This window comes from Actinoplanes aureus (assembly GCF_015704865.1).
In the GTDB taxonomy this organism is placed as follows: domain Bacteria; phylum Actinomycetota; class Actinomycetes; order Mycobacteriales; family Micromonosporaceae; genus Actinoplanes; species Actinoplanes aureus.
This window is the reverse complement of the sequence record NZ_JADQTO010000010.1, coordinates 202,367-220,448: the sequence shown is the minus strand read 5'-3', so window position 1 is coordinate 220,448 and position 18,082 is coordinate 202,367. Positions and strand designations below refer to the sequence as shown.

The 18,082-nt window shown below is 71.0% G+C and carries 17 protein-coding genes; 11 read left to right on the top strand and 6 right to left on the bottom strand.

The features are described 5' to 3' along the window. Positions 1-125 precede the first annotated feature (125 nt). The 3 genes from I4J89_RS22485 (at position 126) to I4J89_RS22475 (ending at position 3,349) form a co-directional block, all read left to right on the top strand. Positions 126-1,553, top strand: a complete 1,428-nt coding sequence (locus I4J89_RS22485) for a pectate lyase family protein (protein WP_196415997.1) — start codon at positions 126-128, stop codon at positions 1,551-1,553. A gap of 102 nt (positions 1,554-1,655) precedes the next feature. Next, entirely contained in the window at positions 1,656-2,444 is a 789-nt protein-coding gene (locus I4J89_RS22480) for a glycosyltransferase family 2 protein (protein ID WP_230859388.1), read from the top strand. Continuing rightward, entirely contained in the window at positions 2,441-3,349 is a 909-nt protein-coding gene (locus I4J89_RS22475; protein ID WP_196415995.1) for a glycosyltransferase family 2 protein, read from the top strand. Before I4J89_RS22480 ends, I4J89_RS22475 begins: the two co-directional genes overlap by 4 nt. 81 nt (positions 3,350-3,430) lie before the next feature. Here the strand turns inward: I4J89_RS22475 and I4J89_RS22470 are convergent, their stop codons facing one another. Then, a complete protein-coding gene (locus I4J89_RS22470; RefSeq protein WP_196415994.1) occupies positions 3,431-4,705 on the bottom strand; it encodes an NAD(P)/FAD-dependent oxidoreductase in 1,275 nt (424 codons plus the stop codon). Then, positions 4,702-5,799, bottom strand: a complete 1,098-nt coding sequence (locus I4J89_RS22465) for a YyaL domain-containing protein (protein WP_196415993.1) — start codon at positions 5,797-5,799, stop codon at positions 4,702-4,704. Before I4J89_RS22465 ends, I4J89_RS22470 begins: the two co-directional genes overlap by 4 nt. A 166-nt stretch (positions 5,800-5,965) precedes the next feature. On the opposite strand from I4J89_RS22465, the gene wecB reads away from it, so the two are divergent. From wecB to purU, 3 genes are all read left to right on the top strand, one after another. After that, positions 5,966-7,123 carry a non-hydrolyzing UDP-N-acetylglucosamine 2-epimerase gene (gene wecB, locus I4J89_RS22460; RefSeq protein ID WP_196415992.1) on the top strand — a complete coding sequence of 386 codons (1,158 nt, stop codon included), beginning with the start codon at positions 5,966-5,968 and terminating at the stop codon, positions 7,121-7,123. Positions 7,124-7,226: 103 nt separating this feature from the next. Next, complete coding sequence (locus I4J89_RS22455; RefSeq protein WP_196415991.1) at positions 7,227-7,598, top strand: HPF/RaiA family ribosome-associated protein; 372 nt, start codon at positions 7,227-7,229, stop codon at positions 7,596-7,598. Positions 7,599-7,735: 137 nt separating this feature from the next. Beyond that, on the top strand, positions 7,736-8,641 hold the full coding sequence (purU, locus tag I4J89_RS22450) for a formyltetrahydrofolate deformylase (protein ID WP_309238419.1): 906 nt from the start codon (positions 7,736-7,738) through the stop codon (positions 8,639-8,641). Here purU and I4J89_RS22445 read toward each other — a convergent pair. Genes I4J89_RS22445 through I4J89_RS22435 form a run of 3 tightly spaced genes read right to left on the bottom strand, consistent with a single transcriptional unit; the run spans position 8,638 to position 11,833 of the window. Beyond that, complete coding sequence (locus I4J89_RS22445) at positions 8,638-9,405, bottom strand: ABC transporter permease subunit (protein ID WP_309238418.1); 768 nt, start codon at positions 9,403-9,405, stop codon at positions 8,638-8,640. The genes purU and I4J89_RS22445 overlap by 4 nt on opposite strands. Next, positions 9,402-10,910, bottom strand: coding sequence for a DUF1349 domain-containing protein (locus I4J89_RS22440; protein WP_196415989.1), 1,509 nt, complete (start codon positions 10,908-10,910; stop codon positions 9,402-9,404). The genes I4J89_RS22445 and I4J89_RS22440 overlap by 4 nt, the downstream gene beginning before the upstream one ends. Then, complete coding sequence (locus tag I4J89_RS22435) at positions 10,907-11,833, bottom strand: ABC transporter ATP-binding protein (protein WP_196415988.1); 927 nt, start codon at positions 11,831-11,833, stop codon at positions 10,907-10,909. Before I4J89_RS22435 ends, I4J89_RS22440 begins: the two co-directional genes overlap by 4 nt. 144 nt (positions 11,834-11,977) lie before the next feature. On the opposite strand from I4J89_RS22435, the gene I4J89_RS22430 reads away from it, so the two are divergent. Together I4J89_RS22430 and I4J89_RS22425 are read left to right on the top strand one after the other, a co-directional pair. Further along, a complete protein-coding gene (locus I4J89_RS22430; protein WP_309238417.1) occupies positions 11,978-13,087 on the top strand; it encodes a sensor histidine kinase in 1,110 nt (369 codons plus the stop codon). Then, a complete protein-coding gene (locus I4J89_RS22425) occupies positions 13,084-13,749 on the top strand; it encodes a response regulator (RefSeq protein ID WP_196415986.1) in 666 nt (221 codons plus the stop codon). Before I4J89_RS22430 ends, I4J89_RS22425 begins: the two co-directional genes overlap by 4 nt. Positions 13,750-13,789: 40 nt before the next feature. Here the strand turns inward: I4J89_RS22425 and I4J89_RS22420 are convergent, their stop codons facing one another. Then, the gene (locus I4J89_RS22420; RefSeq protein ID WP_309238416.1) at positions 13,790-14,806 is read right to left on the bottom strand and encodes a LacI family DNA-binding transcriptional regulator; all 1,017 of its coding nucleotides are present in this window, start codon (positions 14,804-14,806) and stop codon (positions 13,790-13,792) included. Between the two features lie 175 nt (positions 14,807-14,981). Between I4J89_RS22420 and I4J89_RS22415 the strand changes: the two genes are divergently transcribed. From I4J89_RS22415 to I4J89_RS22405, 3 genes are read left to right on the top strand one after another with little or no spacing between them, the layout of a single operon-like run. Beyond that, entirely contained in the window at positions 14,982-16,280 is a 1,299-nt protein-coding gene (locus I4J89_RS22415; RefSeq protein ID WP_196415985.1) for an extracellular solute-binding protein, read from the top strand. An 8-nt stretch (positions 16,281-16,288) separates the two neighbouring features. Then, positions 16,289-17,248: a carbohydrate ABC transporter permease gene (locus I4J89_RS22410; protein ID WP_309238415.1), complete on the top strand. Its 960-nt coding sequence runs from the start codon at positions 16,289-16,291 to the stop codon at positions 17,246-17,248. After that, positions 17,245-18,075, top strand: coding sequence for a carbohydrate ABC transporter permease (locus I4J89_RS22405; protein WP_196415984.1), 831 nt, complete (start codon positions 17,245-17,247; stop codon positions 18,073-18,075). Before I4J89_RS22410 ends, I4J89_RS22405 begins: the two co-directional genes overlap by 4 nt. Positions 18,076-18,082 lie beyond the last annotated feature (7 nt).

Here is an 18,082-nt window from a genome sequence, read left to right as displayed (position 1 = left end):
GCGTGGATTTCTGTTGTCGGGTGGGCGCCCGCGCATCCACTGCACAGCGCCCGGGTCGTTCTCGCTCGCGGTGCCGCGGCCGGCACAACCCCACCGGCCGGATCCCCGCGGCGAAGGACGTGCTCATGACCAGGAAGAACGCTCGCAAACGGTGGCTGATCGGCGCGGCGGCGGTGCTTGCCGTGCCGACCGCGCTGGTGGGTTACTCGATGCTGCCGTCGAACGCGGCGACGCTGCCGGCGGCCGGCGCCACCTATCAGCTCAAGGTGACCAAGAGCGGCATGTGCGTCGACGTGCCGGGCGCGTCCAAGGACAACGGCGCTCTGCTTCAGCAGTGGGGCTGCACGACCGGCGCGGCCTGGCAGCAGTTCAAGCTGGTCGCCTCCGGCGCGAACTACCTGCTGCAGAACGTGAGCAGCGGCAAGTGCGTCGACGTGCCCGCCGGGTCGAAGACCTCCGGCGTGCAGCTTCAGCAGTGGGGCTGCGTCGGCTCGCAGACCAACCAGCAGTGGAGGCTGGCCGCCAGCGGCACGAACACGTTCCAGATCATCAATGTGAACAGCGGCCTGTGCATCAGCGACAAGGGTGCCTCGACCGCCTCCGGCGCGGCGATCATTCAGGAGACCTGCACCGCCAACTCGAACAAGCAGTGGGCGTTCAACCAGGTCAGCGGTGGTGGCAGCACGCCGGCGCCGACGGCCGGGCTGGTCGGCTGGGCCGCGCAGAACGGCGGGACGACCGGCGGCGCGGGCGGCTCGACCACCACGGTGACCACCGCCGCCGCTCTCGACTCGGCCCTGCAGGCGAGCGGTTCGCGGATCATCAAGGTCTCCGGGACCATCTCGCTGACCGGCATGCACAGGGTGACCTCGAACAAGACCATCCAGGGCGTCGGCTCCGGCTCCGGAATCAAGGGCGGCGGCCTGAGCCTGTCCGGCGTCAGCAACGTCATCATCCAGAACCTGAACTTCACCGGGTCGAACGATGACGCGATCAACATCCAGGACGGATCACACCACGTGTGGGTCGACCACAACACCTTCTCCAGCGCGGCCGACGGCCTGGTCGACGTGCGGCTGGCGTCGGACTACGTGACCGTCTCCTGGAACATCACCCGCGGTCACGACAAGACCATGCTGCTCGGCTCGGACGACTCGAACACCGGCGACCGGGGCAAGCTGCGGGTGACCTACCACCACAACTGGTTCGACGGGACCAACCAGCGGCACCCGCGGGTCCGGTTCGGCAACCCGGTGCACGTCTACAACAACTACTACGACGGCGTGACCAGCTACGGCGTCGCCTCGACCACCGAGGCCGGTGTGCTCGTCGAGGGCAACTACTTCGAGAACGTCTCCCGGCCGACCACCCTGGCGCAGGGCACCTCGCCGAACGGCAACCTGGTGCAGCGCGGCAACCACTTCGTCAACTCGGGGACGCCGCAGACCAACGGGACGGTCAAGGCGATCCCGTACGCGTACCCGCTCGACGCCGCGAGTTCGGTCAAATCGGTCGTCACCGCCGGAGCCGGCACCGGCAAGCTCGGCCTCTGACGGCGGGGGCCCCGCACCCGGGTGCGGGGCCCTCCCTGACCCTTGCGTGATCGGCGTACGATCCCGCAGTCCGGCATGGATGATCACGCATGGGGAGCAGTCTTGAGCGACAACACTTCGCCGACCGTGAGTGTGGTGATCGCGGCGCTGAACGAGGCCCGCAACATTCCTCACGTTCTGGGCAAACTGGGTCCCGAGGTGACCCAGGTGGTGCTCGTCGACGGCGGGTCGACCGACCGGACGATCGAGGTGACCCTCGAGCACCGGCCGGACGCGACCGTGATCCGGCAGACGCGTACCGGCAAGGGCAACGCGCTGGTCTGCGGCTTCGAGGCGTGCACCGGCGACGTCATCGCGATGATCGACGCGGACGGTTCGGCCGACCCGGGCGAGATCCCGGACTTCGTCGCGGCGCTGACCGCGGGCGCCGACTACGCCAAGGGCACCCGGTTCGCCCTGGGCGGCCACAGCACCGACATCACGCACCTGCGCAACCTGGGCAACAAGGGACTGACCGGCCTGGTCAACGTGCTGTACGGCACCCGCTACACCGATCTGTGCCACGGCTACAACGTGTTCTGGCGCCGGATCGTCCCGCTCATGGAACTGCCCGACCCGAGCCTGCCCCGGCCCGCCGACGGCAGCAAGATCTGGGGTGACGGGTTCGAGGTGGAGACCCTGATCAACGTACGGCTCGCGGCGGCCGGTGCGCGCGTGTCCGAGGTGAAGAACGTCGAGTACCCGCGCCTGCACGGGGAGAGCAACCTCAACACGTTCCGGGACGGGGCGCGCGTACTGCGTACCATCGCCATCGAATATCTGCGGCATCGCCGGCAGCGTGCCGGACGCACCGCCCGGCCGGCGCTGGTGGATCAGGCCGCCGAACGGTGACCTCGGTCGCCGTCGTCATTGCGTGCCACAGCGAGGAACGCTGGGACCTGCTGCTCGGAGCCATCGCCTCGGCTCGCGCCCAGCAGCCGGCCGAGGTGATCGTGGTCGTCGACCACAACCCGGCGCTGCGCGACCGGCTGCGCACGGCCGCGGCGGGCGTGACCGTGCTGGCCAACCGCTACACCCGTGGCGTCTCCGGAACCCGTAACACCGGGGCCGAGCACGCGGCGACGGACCTGGTCGCCTTCCTGGACGACGACATCGTCGCCGCGCCCGGCTGGCTGCAACGCCTGATCGTCGTCTTCGGCGATCCCGCTGTGGTGGGAGCCGGCAGTGCCATCCGCCCGAACTGGCTGCGGGCGCGGCCACGCTGGTTCCCCGACGAGTTCCTCTGGGCGGTCGGCGGCTCGTATCCGGGGCTCCCGACCAGCACCGCACCGGTTCGTAACGTCTGGTCGGCCGGGATGGTGGTACGGCGCGACGCGTTCCGCGCCGCCGGCGGGTTCCGCACCGAGTTCGGCAAGGTCGGTGACCGGATGAAACCGGAGGACACCGAGCTGTGCCTGCGGATGGCCGCGGCCGGCGGGCGGTGGATGTTCGTGCCGGAGGCCGTCATTCAGCACGCCGTCCCGGCCGGTCGCGATGATCTGCGGCATTTCGTCCGGCGCTGCTGGCAGGAGGGCCGGGGCAAGGTCGCGATGTCCGCCCTGAAGTCCGGCGAGGGCCTCACCTCGGAGCGCGACTACGCGCGGCGGGTGCTGCCCCGGGCAGTCGCCCGGGAGATGGCCGCCGCCGCTCGAGGGAGGGGCGCCGACCATCTGCGGCGGGCCGGCGCGATCCTGTTCGGCGCCGGCCTCGCCGGTCTCGGCGCCGCGACCGAACTGGTAGCGTCGCGCCGCCACTAGAGAGGGTCTTGTCCGGCCCAACGCGGGTGCTGTCTGGCGGCTGTCGAGACAGCATTGAGCGTGGGCCAAGCAAGATCACCGTTAGAGCAGCTGGCCGAGGATCCGTTCGCCGATGCCGTTCTGGTAGAGCCAGAGACCGTTGGTCTGGCCGGTGAAGCTTGGCTCGCCGCCGAGCGGGCCGTCCAGAGTGAACCCGGACGCCAGGCCGATGCCGAACAGCCCGGGAACCGGGTCGCCGCCGGCGTCGAGTACCCGGCAGCGGGTGTCGACAAGCGGCGGGGTTCCCGGTCCGCTGCCGTACAGCGGCATCGGCCGGCCGTGCTCATCGAGGACCGGGATCGTCACCGGCCGGTAGCCGAACGCCGGAATGATCACCGCGGCCTCCTTGAGCAGCGTCGTGACGCCGTCGTCGACCGCCGGGTCGAGGCGGACGAGGCCTACCCGGTCCTCGGCTCCCGACCAGATCCGGCGCAGCAGGTCCCGCGAGTCCCAGCGCAGGCCGGCCAGCCGGTACACCCGCTGGGTGAGCGGGCACAGGTCGTCCGCTCCGAAGTCGGTGTACCCCTCGGCGTGGGCGTCCGCCGCCGTCGGATAGAAGATCCGCGGCGGCTTGCGGTGCAGGACGGTGATGTCGCCCGGGCCGAATTCGCCGCGCACCCGGTTCAGCAGCACCCATGCGGCGGAGAAGGCGCTGTGCGAACCGCCGATGATGACGACCCGGCGGGTGCCGGCCGCCGCCAGCATCTCCGCCACGCGCTCCGCGCCGCCCGCGGTCAGCACCTGCTCGGTGTGCAGCACCCGGTCGGCGTACCCGTCGGCGAGGCGCACGCCGGGGACGATCGGCGCGGCCAGCGCCCGCTGGTGGTCCTGGTAGCCGCCGAGCGCGCTGATCACGTACCGGGAACGCAGTTCGAAGGTCTCCTCGCCGGCCGCGAGGGTGGTCGCGAAGCCGCCGTCCGTGCTGCGGCGGATCGAGACCGCCCTGGTCCCGGGCAGGAAACGGCTGACCGGGTGCGCGTCGAGGGCGCCGCGGAGTGCCGCGCCGATCTCGCCGAGGAACTCGCCGACGAGCGGCAGCGGTGCCGCCGACTGCCGGTACCGCTCCAGCCGCCGGCGCGGTCCGCTGCCGGCAACCGGAGCGAACAGATCGTCGTCGAGGCATTCCAGGAAGGTGCCGCCGGCGGTGTCGGAATTGATCAGGTGCTGGCCGATCGTCCCGGGGCCCATCCGGTCTCCGCGGTCGACCACCGCCACCCCGGTGTCCAGCAGGCGTGGCAACAGCCCACGCTGCTGCGCGTTCACCAGCGGGCCGATGCCGGCCGGTCCGGCACCCAGAAAGAGCGCGTGCAGGGTCATACCAGGAACCTCGGCTGGAGCGATCCGCCGTCGCGCAGACCCAGGGCCTGGACGGCGAAGGCGGTCACCCAGACGTTGACGTGCGGCACCGGCGCCCCGTCGCTGAGCCGGCCGAACCACCAGCCGCCGTGGCTGCGTACGTCGCCGGTGTCCGCCTGGTGCCCGGCGACCAACTCGCTCAGTTCGTCCAGCTTTCCGGGCAGGCCGTGCAGGCTCGCCAGACGCAGAGCCTGGGCCTGCACGTCGACCCGCTCGGCGTAGACCGGCATGCCGGCCCGGACGAAGCGGGGGACCGCGCCGTCGGACCGTTGCAGGGTCAGCAGCCACTCGGTGGCGCGCCGGGACGCGGCGACGAAGTCCGGCCGGTTGAGCAGCAGGCCGGTCGCCCAGAGGCCTTCCGCGGCGTACTCGTGCGGGTGCATGTGGATGCCGCCCGGATGCCCCACCGACCCGTCCCCGGCCTGGATCGTGAGGGTGTACTCGCAGGCCCGGATCGCGGCCTGCCGGTACTCGTCGCCGCCGGTCAGCTGTGCGAGGTTGGCCAGACCGAGAGCCACTTTGGTGTGGTAGCCGCCGGGCTGCCACGACCAGTCGTCGGCCTCCGGTGCGAACGCCTGCGCCGAAGCGTCCCAGACCGGGCGGAAGCCGCCGTCCGGTAGCTGCGCCGTCCCGACCAGCCAGTCCGCGGCGCGTACGGCGGCCTTGAGGTGACGATCATCACCGGTGACCCGGTACAGGTTGGCCAGGCCGTTCACGATGACGCCGGTGTCGAACGCGTACACCAGGTCCTTCTTGGCGGCGAACCGGCCGTCGTGCAGCGGGACGAGGCACCGGAAGGCACCGGTTCGGGCGTCGGCGGTCCGCTCCAGCCAGTCCCCGGCGGCGGTCGCCACGGCCAGGTGCCTCGGGTCGCCGGTACGGGCGTACACCTGGCAGAACAGCGTGGTCAGGTAGCCGGTGATCTCGGCGTACAGGTACGGGTGGTCCCGGCGTTCGACGTCGTACCAAGCGGCGAAGCCACCCTCGAGGTGTTGCACGCCCGACTCGACGAGCCAACTGACCCCCGCGTCGATCCGGTTGGCGATCTTGAGCATCGGGCGAGCTTTTCATGATCCCGAGGCTCGGGAAAGATTCCTGTCCGAATAGTGATCGCGCCGCGTTGCGGCCGGTCAGTAGCTTGATCGCGGCGGGGGAGGCCGGTGGCGGCACGGCCGTGCGCTTCTCTCGCCGAGTCGGTCAGCAGAGGTCCACGGGGAGAACATGGAAGTTCATCTGGTCGCCGGCACCCGTCCGGAAGCCGTCAAGCTGGCGCCGGTCGTGTCCGCGATGCGCGATGCGCGGCTGCTGACCCCGGTCGTGGTGGCCAGCGGCCAGCACCCGGCGATGGTCGCCCAGGCACTCGCCGCCTTCGGCCTGACGCCGGACCACACCCTGCGTTTCGACCGGAGCACGGGCCGGCAGGCGGAATTGCTCGCCGAGATGGTCCGCGGGCTCGATGAACTGTGGGAGACCCGTACGCCGTCCGCTGTGATCGTCCAGGGTGACACCACGACCAGCCTGGCCGGCGCGCTCACCGCCTTCTGGCGGCGGATCCCGGTGGTGCACCTGGAGGCCGGCCTGCGCTCGGGCGACCTGGACTCACCGTTTCCGGAGGAGGCCAACCGCCGGCTCGTCACCCGGCTCACCGCCCTGCACCTGGCACCGACCCCGCTGGCGGCACTGAACCTGATCGGCGACAACGTCGCCCCGGCGGACGTGCTGATCACCGGCAACACGGTGGTGGACGCCGCCCTGGCGATGGCCGCGCGCCGGACGGCGGCACACCGCCCGGGCGGCCGGCGGCTGATCCTGGTAACCGCACACCGGCGGGAGTCGTGGGGTGAGCCGCTGGACCGGATCCTGGCGGCGGTTCGGCAGCTGGTCGTCCGCTACCCGGACGTCGACGTCGTCCTGCCGAACCACCCCAACCCGGCGGTCCGCGCGCAGGTCGACGCCGCGCTGGCCGGGGTGGAACGGGTGACGGTCACCGAGCCGCTGCCGTACCCGGACCTGGCCCGGTTGCTCTCCGAGGCGTACCTGGTGCTCACCGACTCGGGCGGGATCCAGGAGGAGGCGCCGTCGTTCGGGGTGCCGGTCCTGGTGCTGCGCGACGTCACCGAGCGGGTCGAGTCGCTGGACGCCGGCTGCGCCAAGCTGGTCGGCTCGGACACCGAGACGATCGTGAAGGAGGCGTCCGCGCTGCTCGACGACCGGGACCGCCGGGACGCGATGGCCGCCGGCGCCAACCCGTACGGTGACGGTCTCGCCGGCCGGCGGACCGCCCAGGCCGCCGCGGCGCTGCTCGGTCTCGGGCCCGTGCCGGAGCCGATGCCGCCGCGTGCGACCGGTGCCGATCCGCGGCTGGCCGAGCGGCGGTGACGGCCGGCGGCGCCGGGCGGTTATGCCATCTGAGGACCGACTGGTTCGAACATGATCCGGTGGGTATCAACTGTTCGTCCCGTTCACCGATCGAGGAGGTCTCATGAGCGCTGTCGCCAATCCCGCAACCGTCGAGGAGTGCCTGCGGGTGGGTGCCGGTTTCTCACAGGGCGACCGGGCCTGGATCGCCGAGCAGTGCGCCACCCTGGACGCCCGGCTTGCGGCCTTCCACGCCGATGCGACCGAGTTGGAGATCTCGGTGAAGGACCGTGGGGCCCGCGGACAGAAGGTCACGCTCGAGTGCTGGATCGGCGGCCGTGACAAGGTGGTCACCACTTCCTCCGAGGAGGACCTGCACGCCGCCGTCATGGACGTCCGCGACGACCTGCGCCGGCGTCTCAACGACGCGAAGACCCGGCAGGAGCCGCGGCACAACCGGCACCTGCGTGAGGTGCCGCAGCCGGCCGAGTCCTGAGCGCCCACACGGCGTGCCCCGGCCAGGCCGGGCACGCCGTCGTGTTCAACCTGGTGGGAACGTCGGCCCCCGGCCGACTACCCTGCATGCTCGCCCGGAACGATCACGGGCGAGGAAACCAGGAAGGACACCCGCACGTGACCCTGACCCAGCACGCCCCAGCTCCGCGCCTGCCCGTCGAGACCAGTACGGATCAGGCCGTCCTGATCGTGCACGGACGCGACCGGACCGGGATCGTGGCGGCGGTCAGCGCGGTGCTCGGCAAGCACGACGCGAACATCGTGTCGCTGGACCAGCACTCCGACAACCCGCACGGCGGGGCGTTCTTTCAACGTACGGTGTTCGGCCGGCCCGGTCTGAAGGCCGTGCTGCCGCAGATCGAGCGGGACCTCCAGGACCGGCTGGCGGACGGGTTCGAGCTGGAGTACACGCTGCGCGACCTGTCCGTGCCGAAACGGGTGGCGATCTTCGCGTCGAAGGCCGACCACTGCCTGCTCGACCTGCTCTGGCGGCACCGGCGCGGTGAGCTGCCGATCAACGTGGCGATGGTGATCTCCAACCACGCGGACACCGCCGACGAGGTCCGGTCCTTCGGCATCCCGTTCTTCCACGTGCCGTCCTCGGGCCCGGACAAGTCCGCTGCCGAGGCACAGCACCTGAAGCTGCTGGCCGGCAACGTCGACTTCATCGTCCTGGCCCGGTACATGCAGATCCTGTCCGGCGACTTCATCGAGCGCGTCGGCGTACCGATCATCAACATCCACCACAGCTTCCTGCCGGCGTTCATCGGCGCCGCGCCGTACGCCAAGGCCAAGGAACGCGGGGTGAAGCTGGTCGGGGCGACCGCACACTACGTCACCGAGGACCTGGACGAGGGCCCGATCATCGAGCAGGACGTGGTACGGGTCAGCCACGCACACACCGTCGCCGAACTCCAGCGCCGCGGGGCGGACGTGGAGCGTGCCGTGCTGTCGCGGGCGGTGCACTGGCACGCCGAGGACCGGGTCATCCGGCATGGCAACCACACCATCGTCTTTCCCTAACCGGCGTCGCGGCGTTCGAAGACGATCAACCCGGCGATGACCGCCGTGGCGGCGTACAGGGACAGGACGCCGAGTCCTTCCCACGGCCCGATGTGCTGCGCCGCGAGGTCGCGGGTGGACTGGATGGTCAGCCCGGCGTCCATCGGGGAGATCCGGTGCAGTCGTTGCCGCCACACCGGGTCGTTGACGAACGCGGCGACGACCGGGAACCCGTAGAGCAGGATCAGCGCCGCCGTCACCGCACCGGCGGTGTCCCGCAGCAGAAGGCCCAGCCCGGTCCCCAGCACGGCGATCAGCACCAGGTAGAGGACCGTGCCCAGGGCGGCCCGGCGGGTGAGGCCGTCGGCGAGCGACAGCGCGGGCACCACCGCCCGGCCGGCGGCCAGTGACCCGGCCACCGCCAGGGCTCCGGCGACGGCGGCGAGGACGGCCGGTACCGCCAGCTTGCCGAGCAGCACGAGCACCCGGCTCGGCACCGCGGCGAGCGTCGGGTGCATGGTGCGCGTGCTGTACTCGGCCGTCACCGCCAGCACCGCGAGGATCAGGATCCCGACCTGACCGAGGCGTACGCCGGCCAGCGACAGTTCGGTGGTGTCGAGCGGGCAGGGCGTCCCGCAGTGCTCGAAGTCGAGCGACCCGGTGATGGCGAAGCCGAGGCCCACCGTGCCCAGGACGACGACCAGCATGAGCCAGCCCGTGCTCGGCAGGGTTCTCAGCTTCGTCCACTCGGCCCGGACGGCGCGCACCGGCCGCGTCGCGGTCACGTGTCCCGCCTCCGCAGGTACCACCAGGCGAGCCCGAGGGCCACCACGACCCAGGCCGCGACCACGGTGATCCCGGCCCACGGCCCGATCATCGACCAGGGTTCGGCGAGCGTGGCCGTCGGCGGCTTCGCGCGGTGGGTCGCCAGGCCACCGACCAGGGTGGTGTACAGCAGCCATTTCGGTGACGTGCCGGGCAGGATCATGCCGACGATCAGCGGCAGGAGGACAAGCAGGACGGTGATGGTGATCGCGGCGGCGCTGTGCCGGAGCAGCATGCCGATCGCCAGCCCGACCACGGCGACGCCGGCCATGAACGTGGCGGTCAGGACCAGGGCCCGCAGTACCGACGGGTCGGTGAGGGCCGGCTCGGGGAAGGCCGGCCGGGTGAAACCTTGGCGGCGCAGCACCGGGATGGCGAACAGGAACGAACCCACCGCGGCGACCAGCCCGGTGACGAAGCAGACGGCGCCGAGGACGATCGCCTTGGCGGCCAGCACCCGGCCCCGGCGGGGAGTCGCGGTGAACGTCGTGCGGATCATGTTCCGCCGGTACTCCGAGGTGGCGTACAGGACGCCGACGGCGATCAGGGCCATCAGCCCGGCGAGGGTGCCGACCAGGGCCGCCGTCACCATGTCGTCGTCCGGCGGTTGCGGACCGATCTTGCCGGTGCCGGCGACGGTGTAGGTGCCGCCGGACTCGGTGAGCCGTCCGCCGCCGCCAGCCGGTATGTCCTTCGCGGCGGGTCCGGTGGCCACGGTTATCGCGTCGCCCTGCCAGGTGCCGGTCGAATCGAGGCGCACGTTGTCGAAGGTGGCCTGAGCGTTGGTCGGCCGTTCGCCCACCGAGGAACTGCCGCCGCCGCGGGTCATGTACCGGGCCGGGGGCGAGGAGACGTAGAAGCCGATCTCGGCCGTGGACGGCAGGTTCGCCGGGGTGGCCGTACCGATCCGTTGCCAGGTGGTGCCGTCGGCCGACTCGTAGCCGGTGATCGTGGCACCGGAGCGTACGAGCCGCAGCCAGCGGGCCTCGGTGCTCGCGCTGCCCCGGCGATCCGCGTCGAAGTCCCACTGCATGCGTACGCCCTGATCGGTCCGCAGCACCGAGGCGTACGAGGCGCCGGGCCGGGCGCCGTCCTTGATCATGATCCCGGCGGCCGGCCGGGCGAACGGTCCGGGGTCGTCCAGCCTGGTCAACTCCTCGGACGCCATGCGCACGTTCGGCCGGTTCGACTCGGTGGTGAAGGACGCCACGCGTACGGTGAGCGTCGCATCGCCGCTGATCCGCTGGTGCACGAAGAAGAACTCGTCGGACACCGGCTCGCCGGACGGCCCGGTCACGAAGGTCCCGTGCTCGTTGAGGTCGGTCCGGCTGCCCGACGCGGCCAGGCTGCTCAGCCCGACCGAGAGCACCGCCGCACCGACGAGCGTGAGGACCCACCGGTTCACCGACCGCAGTTTGGTCCACTCGGCCAGCAGCAGACGCGGAAACGATTCGCCGGTGGTCATCGCGGGTCCTCCGGCGGTGCGGCGAACTCGATGGCGCCACGGGTCAGGTCCATGTACGCCTCCTCCAGGGACGCCCGGTGCCGCCGCATCTCCGAGAACGGGACCCGGGCCTCGCTCAGCAACTGCGACATCTGGTCGCCGGCCAGTCCTTCGACCACGACCGTCGAGGGGCCGGCCACGGTGACGGTCGCCCCGGCGTTGGCGAGCACGGTGGTCGCGTCGGTCCGCTGCGCGGTGGTGACCTCGATGCGGTCCTTCGACGCCGTCGCCAGGAGCTCGGCCACGCTCGTGTCGGCGATCAGTCGGCCGCGCCCGATCGCGATCAGATGGTCGGCGGTGTCCTCCAGCTCGCCCATCAGGTGGCTGGAGACCAGCACCGCCCGTCCCTCCGCGGCAAGCGACCGCATCAGGTTCCGGATCCAGACGATGCCGTCCGGATCGAGGCCGTTGACCGGCTCGTCGAACATCAGCACCGGTGGATCGCCGAGCAGCGCGGCGGCGATGCCCAGCCGCTGCTGCATGCCCAGCGAGAAACTCCCGGCGCGGCGGCGGGCGGCGGAGGCCAGGCCGACCTGTTCCAGCACGTCGGACACCCGCCGCTTGGAGATGCCGTTGCTGTACGCCATCCAGAGCAGGTGGTCGCGGGCCCGCCGGCCCGGATGCAGCGCCGAGGCGTCCAGCACGGCACCGACCTGGGTCAGCGGCGTACGCAGGGAGCGGTACGAGCGGCCGTTGACCAGCGCCTGACCGCCGTCCGGCGTGTCCAGCCCGAGGATCAGCCGCATCGTCGTCGACTTGCCGGCGCCGTTGGGCCCGACGAAGCCGGTCACCTCGCCGGCCCGGACGGTGAACGACAGCCCGTCCACCGCGACGGTCGAGCGATAGCGCTTGCGGAGTGCGCGTACCTCGATGGTGGGATCCATGCCAGGCACGCTATGAGCGGCGCCACCCCGGGCGCGACACGGCACAGTGGGGTTTCCGCCGGTGGTCCTCTCCCTCCTGTGGGGGAGAGCCACTCCCTGCCGGGATGGACGACACCGGATTCCCGGCCGGTCACAATGACAGACGTGAAAGGGCAGGGGCTGGCCGCGGCGACTGCCGTACTCGGTGCCGTGGCGGTGACCGAGGCGGTGGCGCGCGCCCACGACCGGCCGCCGGCGGCGATCGCGGCCCTCGTCGCTGTGCTGGCGGTGGCCCCGCTCGCACTGGTGCGGCTCTGGCCCGCGACGGCGGCTCTCCTGTCCGCCACCGCGGCTCTGTCCGGCCTGCTCATCTCGTATCCGGTCACGGTCGCCGGGGTCGCCGTTCTGGTCCTGCTCTACGGGGTGGCCGGCCGCTGGCGCCCACTGCCGGTGGCGGGTGCGCTGGTTCTGCCGTTCGTGCTGTTCGCGGCCGTGCCGCTGGGTAGCGACCGGCGGGCCGCCCTCCTGCTGCTGGGTGCGGTGGCGGCGGCGACCACCGCCGGAGCGGCGTTGCGACTGGCGGACGAGCGCCGCCGCCACCGGGCCACCGAGCAGCTGGCCGCCGCGTCGCTGCTGGAGCACGCCGCCCGCGGTGAGCGGGCCCGCATCGCCCGGGAGCTGCACGACGTCGTGGCACACCACATCACCACGATCGCCCTCCAGGCCGAGGCGGCCCGGCTGGCGACGCCGGGTCTCCCGCCGGAAGGGGCTCGCCGCCTGACCGCCATCGGGGACACCGCCCGTACCGCGCTGACCGAGATGCGGCGGCTGCTGGGCGTCCTGCGCGAGGACGGCGACGCCGAGCAGGCCTTTCGCCCTCAGCCCGCGCTACGCCAGCTCAACAGCCTGCTCGACGAGGTACGGGACACGGCGACGGGCGGTGGCGTACGCCTGATCGTCAGCGGCCCGGTCCAGCCGCTCGACCCCGGGATCGAGTTGACCGCGTACCGCATCGTGCAGGAGGCGCTGACCAATGTCCGCCGGCACGCGGCCGGCGCGGCCATCGACGTGGAGCTGCGGTACGGCGGTGACGACCTGGTCGTCCGGATCTACGACAACGGTCCCGGCCCGGTGTCCGACGACAGCGGCGGGCACGGTCTGGCGGGCATGCGGGAACGGGCCGCCATGGTCGGCGGTCAGGTCACCGCCGGCGCCTCGCCGGGTGCGGGATTCCTGGTCGAGGCCGTCCTGCCGGTGAAGGGTGCGACACCGTGACGGCCACCCGTCTCGTCGTGGTCGACGATCAGGACGTCGTCCGCGCCGCCTTCGAGGTCCTGCTGGCCACGCAGCCCGACTTCACGGTCGTCGGCTCGGCCGCCGACGGCGAGCAGGCCGTGCGGATCTGCCGCGACCTGCACCCGGACGTGGTCCTCATGGACATCCGCATGCCGGGTATGGACGGCATCGAGGCGACCCGCCGACTGGTCGGGGCCACCGGGCCGCCCCGCGTACTGATCCTGACGACCTTCGACCTCGACGAGCTCGTGTACGCCGCACTCGACGCGGGCGCGAGCGGTTTCCTGCTCAAGGACGCGACCGCCGAGCGCCTCTTCGACGCCGTCCGCGTGGTCGCCGCCGGCGAGGCGCTACTCGCCCCCAGCGTGACCCGGCGGCTGGTCGCCGAGTTCGCCCGCTTGCGGGTACGCCGCCGCGACGCCGATGCGGCGCTCGCCACGCTCACCGCCCGGGAGACCGAGGTGTTGCGGCTGATAGCCGAGGGCCTGTCCAACCCCGAGATCGCCGCCCGGCTCGTGGTCGGCGAGGAGACCGTCAAGTCCCACGTCAGCCGGGTCCTCGCCAAGCTCAGCCTGCGCGACCGCACGCAGGCCGTCGTCGTGGCCTACGAGTCCGGCCTGGTAATCCCCGGCGATCGCTGACGCCCCGCGCGTGACGGCCGGGACGCGTACTGAAAAGGGTCTAAGGTCGCGGCGGGCCGGTGGAGCCTCGGATGACCAGGCGGGTCGGCACGGTGACGCCGTCGGTGATGTCTTCGCCGCTGAGCAGGGACAGCACCATCCGGCCGGCGAGTGTGCCCTGTTCGCGGACCGGCTGGGCGACCGTGGTCAGGTCGGTGAGGTCGGCGAGTGGATGGTCGTCGATGCCGACCACCGAGACGTCGCCGGGGATGCGCAGGCCGGCCCGGCGCAGGGTGCGTACCGCGCCGAGTGCTACCTCGTCGGAGTGGGCGTAGACGGCGGTCGGTGGTTTGCGCAGGCCGAGCAGCTGGGCCATGGCGTCGGCGCCGGGGGCGCCGCCCCAGGGGACCTCGACTATCAGGCGCTCGTCGACCGGGATGCCGGCGTCGGCGTGGGCTTCGTGGTAGGCGCGGGTGCGGCCGCGGACGGCCGGCCAGCCGGGCTGGCCCGGGTCGGCGGTGGCGATCATGCCGATCCGGCGGTGACCGAGGAAGAGCAGGTGGTCCATCGCCTGCCGGCCGGCGGCCAGGTCGTCGACCGAGACGTACGGGTAGCTCTCCACCTGCCCGCCGGCGGCGACGATGTGCACACCCATCAGGCCGAGCCGCTCGCGTTCCGGCTCGGCGACCGGCATGCCGAGCACCACGACGGCGTCGACCTTGCGGCGGGCCGGGAGCCGCTGGAAGAAGGTGCTCCGGTCGGCGGCGTCGCCCACGTGGTAGAGCAGCACGTCCAGATCGGACTCGCGCAGCACCGCCTCCAGTCCCTCGAGCAGTGAGGCGAAGAACCACCGGGAGATGTGCGGGACGACCACGGCGACCCGGCCGGTCGTGCCGCCGGCCAGGCGGGACGCTTCCGGGGAGATCACATAGGACAGGTGCTCGGCGGCGGCCAGCACCCGGGCGCGGGTGGCGGGCGCGACGTGTGGGTGATCGCTGAGAGCGCGCGATGCCGTCGCCATCGACACCCCCGCGCGCCGGGCGACGTCGGCCATGTTGACCTTCGCGGACGACGGCACCTCCGAACTCTATCAATTTGGAAGCGCTTCCAGTTCGGACTCCGCAAGTGGAGAACGTGAATCTCCAGACTACGGAGATTGCCTTGACATGAGATTTAGGTCACACGAACGTGAATTCGTTGCAAGCGATTTCACGGTCGGCTTCACCCGCCTTCAACGACGAAGGGAAGGCACCGTGCACAAGGGACGACTCCGTACAGCCGCCGTCACCTCTCTCACCCTGATCGCCGCGACTCTCACCGGATGCGGTGGCGACGACGGGGGTTCCACCACACTCAGCTACTTCATCGCCGACGGCCCGCAGCAGGACGTCGCCGAGCGGTGTGCGGCGGAGTCCGGTGGCGCCTACAGCTTCGACATCCAGCGGCTGCCGAACAACGCGGCCGGTGGCCGGGAGCAGTTGCTGCGCCGGCTCGCCGCCGAGGACCGCTCGCTGGACATCGTCAGCGTCGACCCGCCGTTCATGGCCGAGTTCGCCAACGCCGGCTTCCTGCGGGTGTTCACCGACGCCGAACGGCAGGAGTTCTCCAACGGCGTGCTCCAGGGCCCGCTGGAGCAGTCGTTGTTCCGCGACGACATGTGGTCGGCGCCGCTCTACGGCAACACCCAGCTGCTCTGGTACCGCAAGTCGGTTCTTCAGAAGGCCGGCGTCGACCCGGCCGCCGGGCCGGTCACCTGGGATCAGCTGATCCAGGGTGCGAGCTCGGCCGGTGTCACCCTGGCGGCGCAGGGCCGCCGCAACGAGAGCCTGATGGTCTGGGTGAACGCGCTGGTCGCCTCGGCCGGCGGGTCGATCCTCGCGGAGGGCTCGCAGAACGTGCCCGCCGATCAGGTGAAGGGCGAGCTGGACAGCCCGGCCGGCACCGCGGCCGTGAAGGTCATGCACGATCTGGCGATCTCGCCCGCCGCGCCCGCCGGGTTCACCACGGCCGGCGAGGAGGACTCGCGGGCCGCGTTCCAGGCCGGCAACGGCGGCTTCATGGTCAACTGGCCGTACGTGTGGGCGGCCTTCGACACCGCGATCGAAGAGGGCTCCCTCCCGGCCGACTTCAAGAACGACGTCGGCTGGGCGGCGTACCCGCGGATCGAAGCCGGTACGCCCGGCGCCGCGCCATCGGGTGGCCTCGGGCTGTCGATCAGCGCGTTCAGCGACCGGCAGGACCTCGCCGTCGAAGCCATCCGCTGCCTCGCGTCACCGCAGAGCCAGAAGGAATTCATGATCAGCGCGGGTAACCCGGCCGCCCTGGCCTCGGTCTTCGACGACCCGGAGATCCGCGAAATGTTCCCGATGGCCGACGAGATCCGCACCGGCATGGACAACGCGACGCCGCGCCCGGTCAGCCCGTACTACGGCGACGTCACCGGCTCCATCCAGGCCGGCTTCCACCCGCCGGACGACCTGAACCCGCAGACCACCCCCCGAGAGGCGAACCAGCTGCTCGAGGACGTCCTGTCCAACCGGCGACTGATCTAGGAGGGGCTGTGAGCATCACGACGTCCGCGTCCGCGGCCTCGCAAGACGCCCCGGTCACCAAGCCCGCCCGCCGCAAGGTCCGGCTCACCGACCGGAGCCGCCACGAACGCAACCTGGGCTGGCTGCTCGCCGGGCCGGCGTTCATCGTCATGGTGGCGGTGACCGGTTATCCGATTCTCAACGCGATCTGGCTGTCCCTGTTCGACTACCGGTTGACCGACCCGGCCGGGCGTGACTTCATCGGCCTCGGCAACTACGGGATGATCCTGACCGACGCGCTGTTCTGGCAGCAGTTCGGCATCACCACGCTGATCACCGTGGTCACCGTCGCGGTCGAGCTGGTGCTCGGGTTCGCGCTGGCCATGGTGATGCACCGGGCGCTCTACCTGCGCACCCCGTTGCGGACCGCCATCCTGGTCCCGTACGGGATCATCACGGTGGTATCCGCGTACGCCTGGGCCTACGCGTTCAGCAACACGTACGGCTTCGTCAACCCGATGCTGGGTCTCGGTGAGTTCGACTGGTTCGGCGGCACCTGGTCGGCCCTGTTCGCGGTCTGCGTCGCGGAGATCTGGAAGACCACGCCGTTCATGTCGCTGCTGCTGCTCGCCGGCCTGGCGCAGATCCCGGACGACTACCTGGAAGCGGCCAAGGTCGACGGCGCCAAGGCGTGGCAGCGGGTGAAGCGGGTGATCCTGCCGAACATGAAGGCGGCCATCATGGTGGCGCTGCTGTTCCGCACGCTCGACGCGTTCCGGATCTTCGACAGCATCTTCATCATGACCGCCGGTGCGCAGAACACCGAGACGCTGTCGTTCCTGGCGTACCGGCAGACGATCAGCCGGGTCATGATCGGCCTCGGCTCGGCGGTCAGCGTCATCCTCGCGATCCTGGTCGTCCTCATCGCGTTCCTGTTCCTCAAGGTGTTCAAGACCGACCTGTCGCAGGCGAGGGGTGATCGCAAGTGAAGGCCAGCCGGCAAGTCCAGATCGCTTGGGTGGTCGGGGCGATCCTGGTCATCCTGTACGCGATCATCCCGGTCTTCTGGATCGTGTCGCTGTCCTTCAAGGAGGGCGACGACATCACCAACAAGTCGTTCCTGCCGACCGTGTGGAGCTGGGCGAACTACCGGACCGTGTTCGCGTCCGACCTGTTCACCACGGCGCTGCGCAACTCGGTCGGGATGGCCCTGATCGCCACCACCATCTCGGTGATCCTGGCGACCCTGGCCGCGTACGCGATCTCCCGCCTGGAGTTCCCCGGCAAGCGCCTGGTCCTCGGGGTGGCCCTGGCCATCACCGTCTTCCCGGTGATCGCGATCGCCACGCCGCTGTTCAACCTGTGGCGCAACATCGGCCTCTACGACACGTGGCTCGGCCTGATCATCCCGTACCTCTCCTATTCGCTGCCGCTGGCGGTCTACGTGCTGGCGGCCTTCTTCCGGGAGATCCCCTGGGAGATGGAGCAGGCCGCCCAGGTGGACGGCGCCACCGCGTGGCAGGCGTTCCGCCGGGTGATCGTGCCGCTGGCCGCGCCGGGCGTGTTCACCGCGGCGATCCTGACCTTCTTCGCGGTCTGGAACGACTTCGTCTTCGGCATCACGCTCACCTCCAGCGAGGCGGCCCGGCCGGTGCCCGCCGCCCTCGCCTTCTTCCAGGGCGCCTCGCAGTTCTCCCAGCCGACCGCTCCGATCGCGGCCGCCGCAGTGGTGGTCACGATCCCGGTGGTCATCCTCGTGCTGCTCTTCCAACGCAAGATCGTGGCCGGCCTGACGTCCGGCGCCGTCAAGGGCTGAAAGGGAC

Bases quoted from the DNA above. Each gene is read 5' to 3' on its own strand.
- I4J89_RS22485 (WP_196415997.1), top strand. From the start codon at position 126: ATGACCAGGAAGAACGCTCGCAAACGGTGGCTGATCGGCGCGGCGGCG.
- I4J89_RS22470 (WP_196415994.1), bottom strand. From the start codon at position 4,705: ATGACCCTGCACGCGCTCTTTCTGGGTGCCGGACCGGCCGGCATCGGC.
- I4J89_RS22465 (WP_196415993.1), bottom strand. From the start codon at position 5,799: ATGCTCAAGATCGCCAACCGGATCGACGCGGGGGTCAGTTGGCTCGTC.
- wecB (WP_196415992.1), top strand. From the start codon at position 5,966: ATGGAAGTTCATCTGGTCGCCGGCACCCGTCCGGAAGCCGTCAAGCTG.
- I4J89_RS22455 (WP_196415991.1), top strand. From the start codon at position 7,227: ATGAGCGCTGTCGCCAATCCCGCAACCGTCGAGGAGTGCCTGCGGGTG.
- I4J89_RS22440 (WP_196415989.1), bottom strand. From the start codon at position 10,910: ATGACCACCGGCGAATCGTTTCCGCGTCTGCTGCTGGCCGAGTGGACC.
- I4J89_RS22435 (WP_196415988.1), bottom strand. From the start codon at position 11,833: ATGGATCCCACCATCGAGGTACGCGCACTCCGCAAGCGCTATCGCTCG.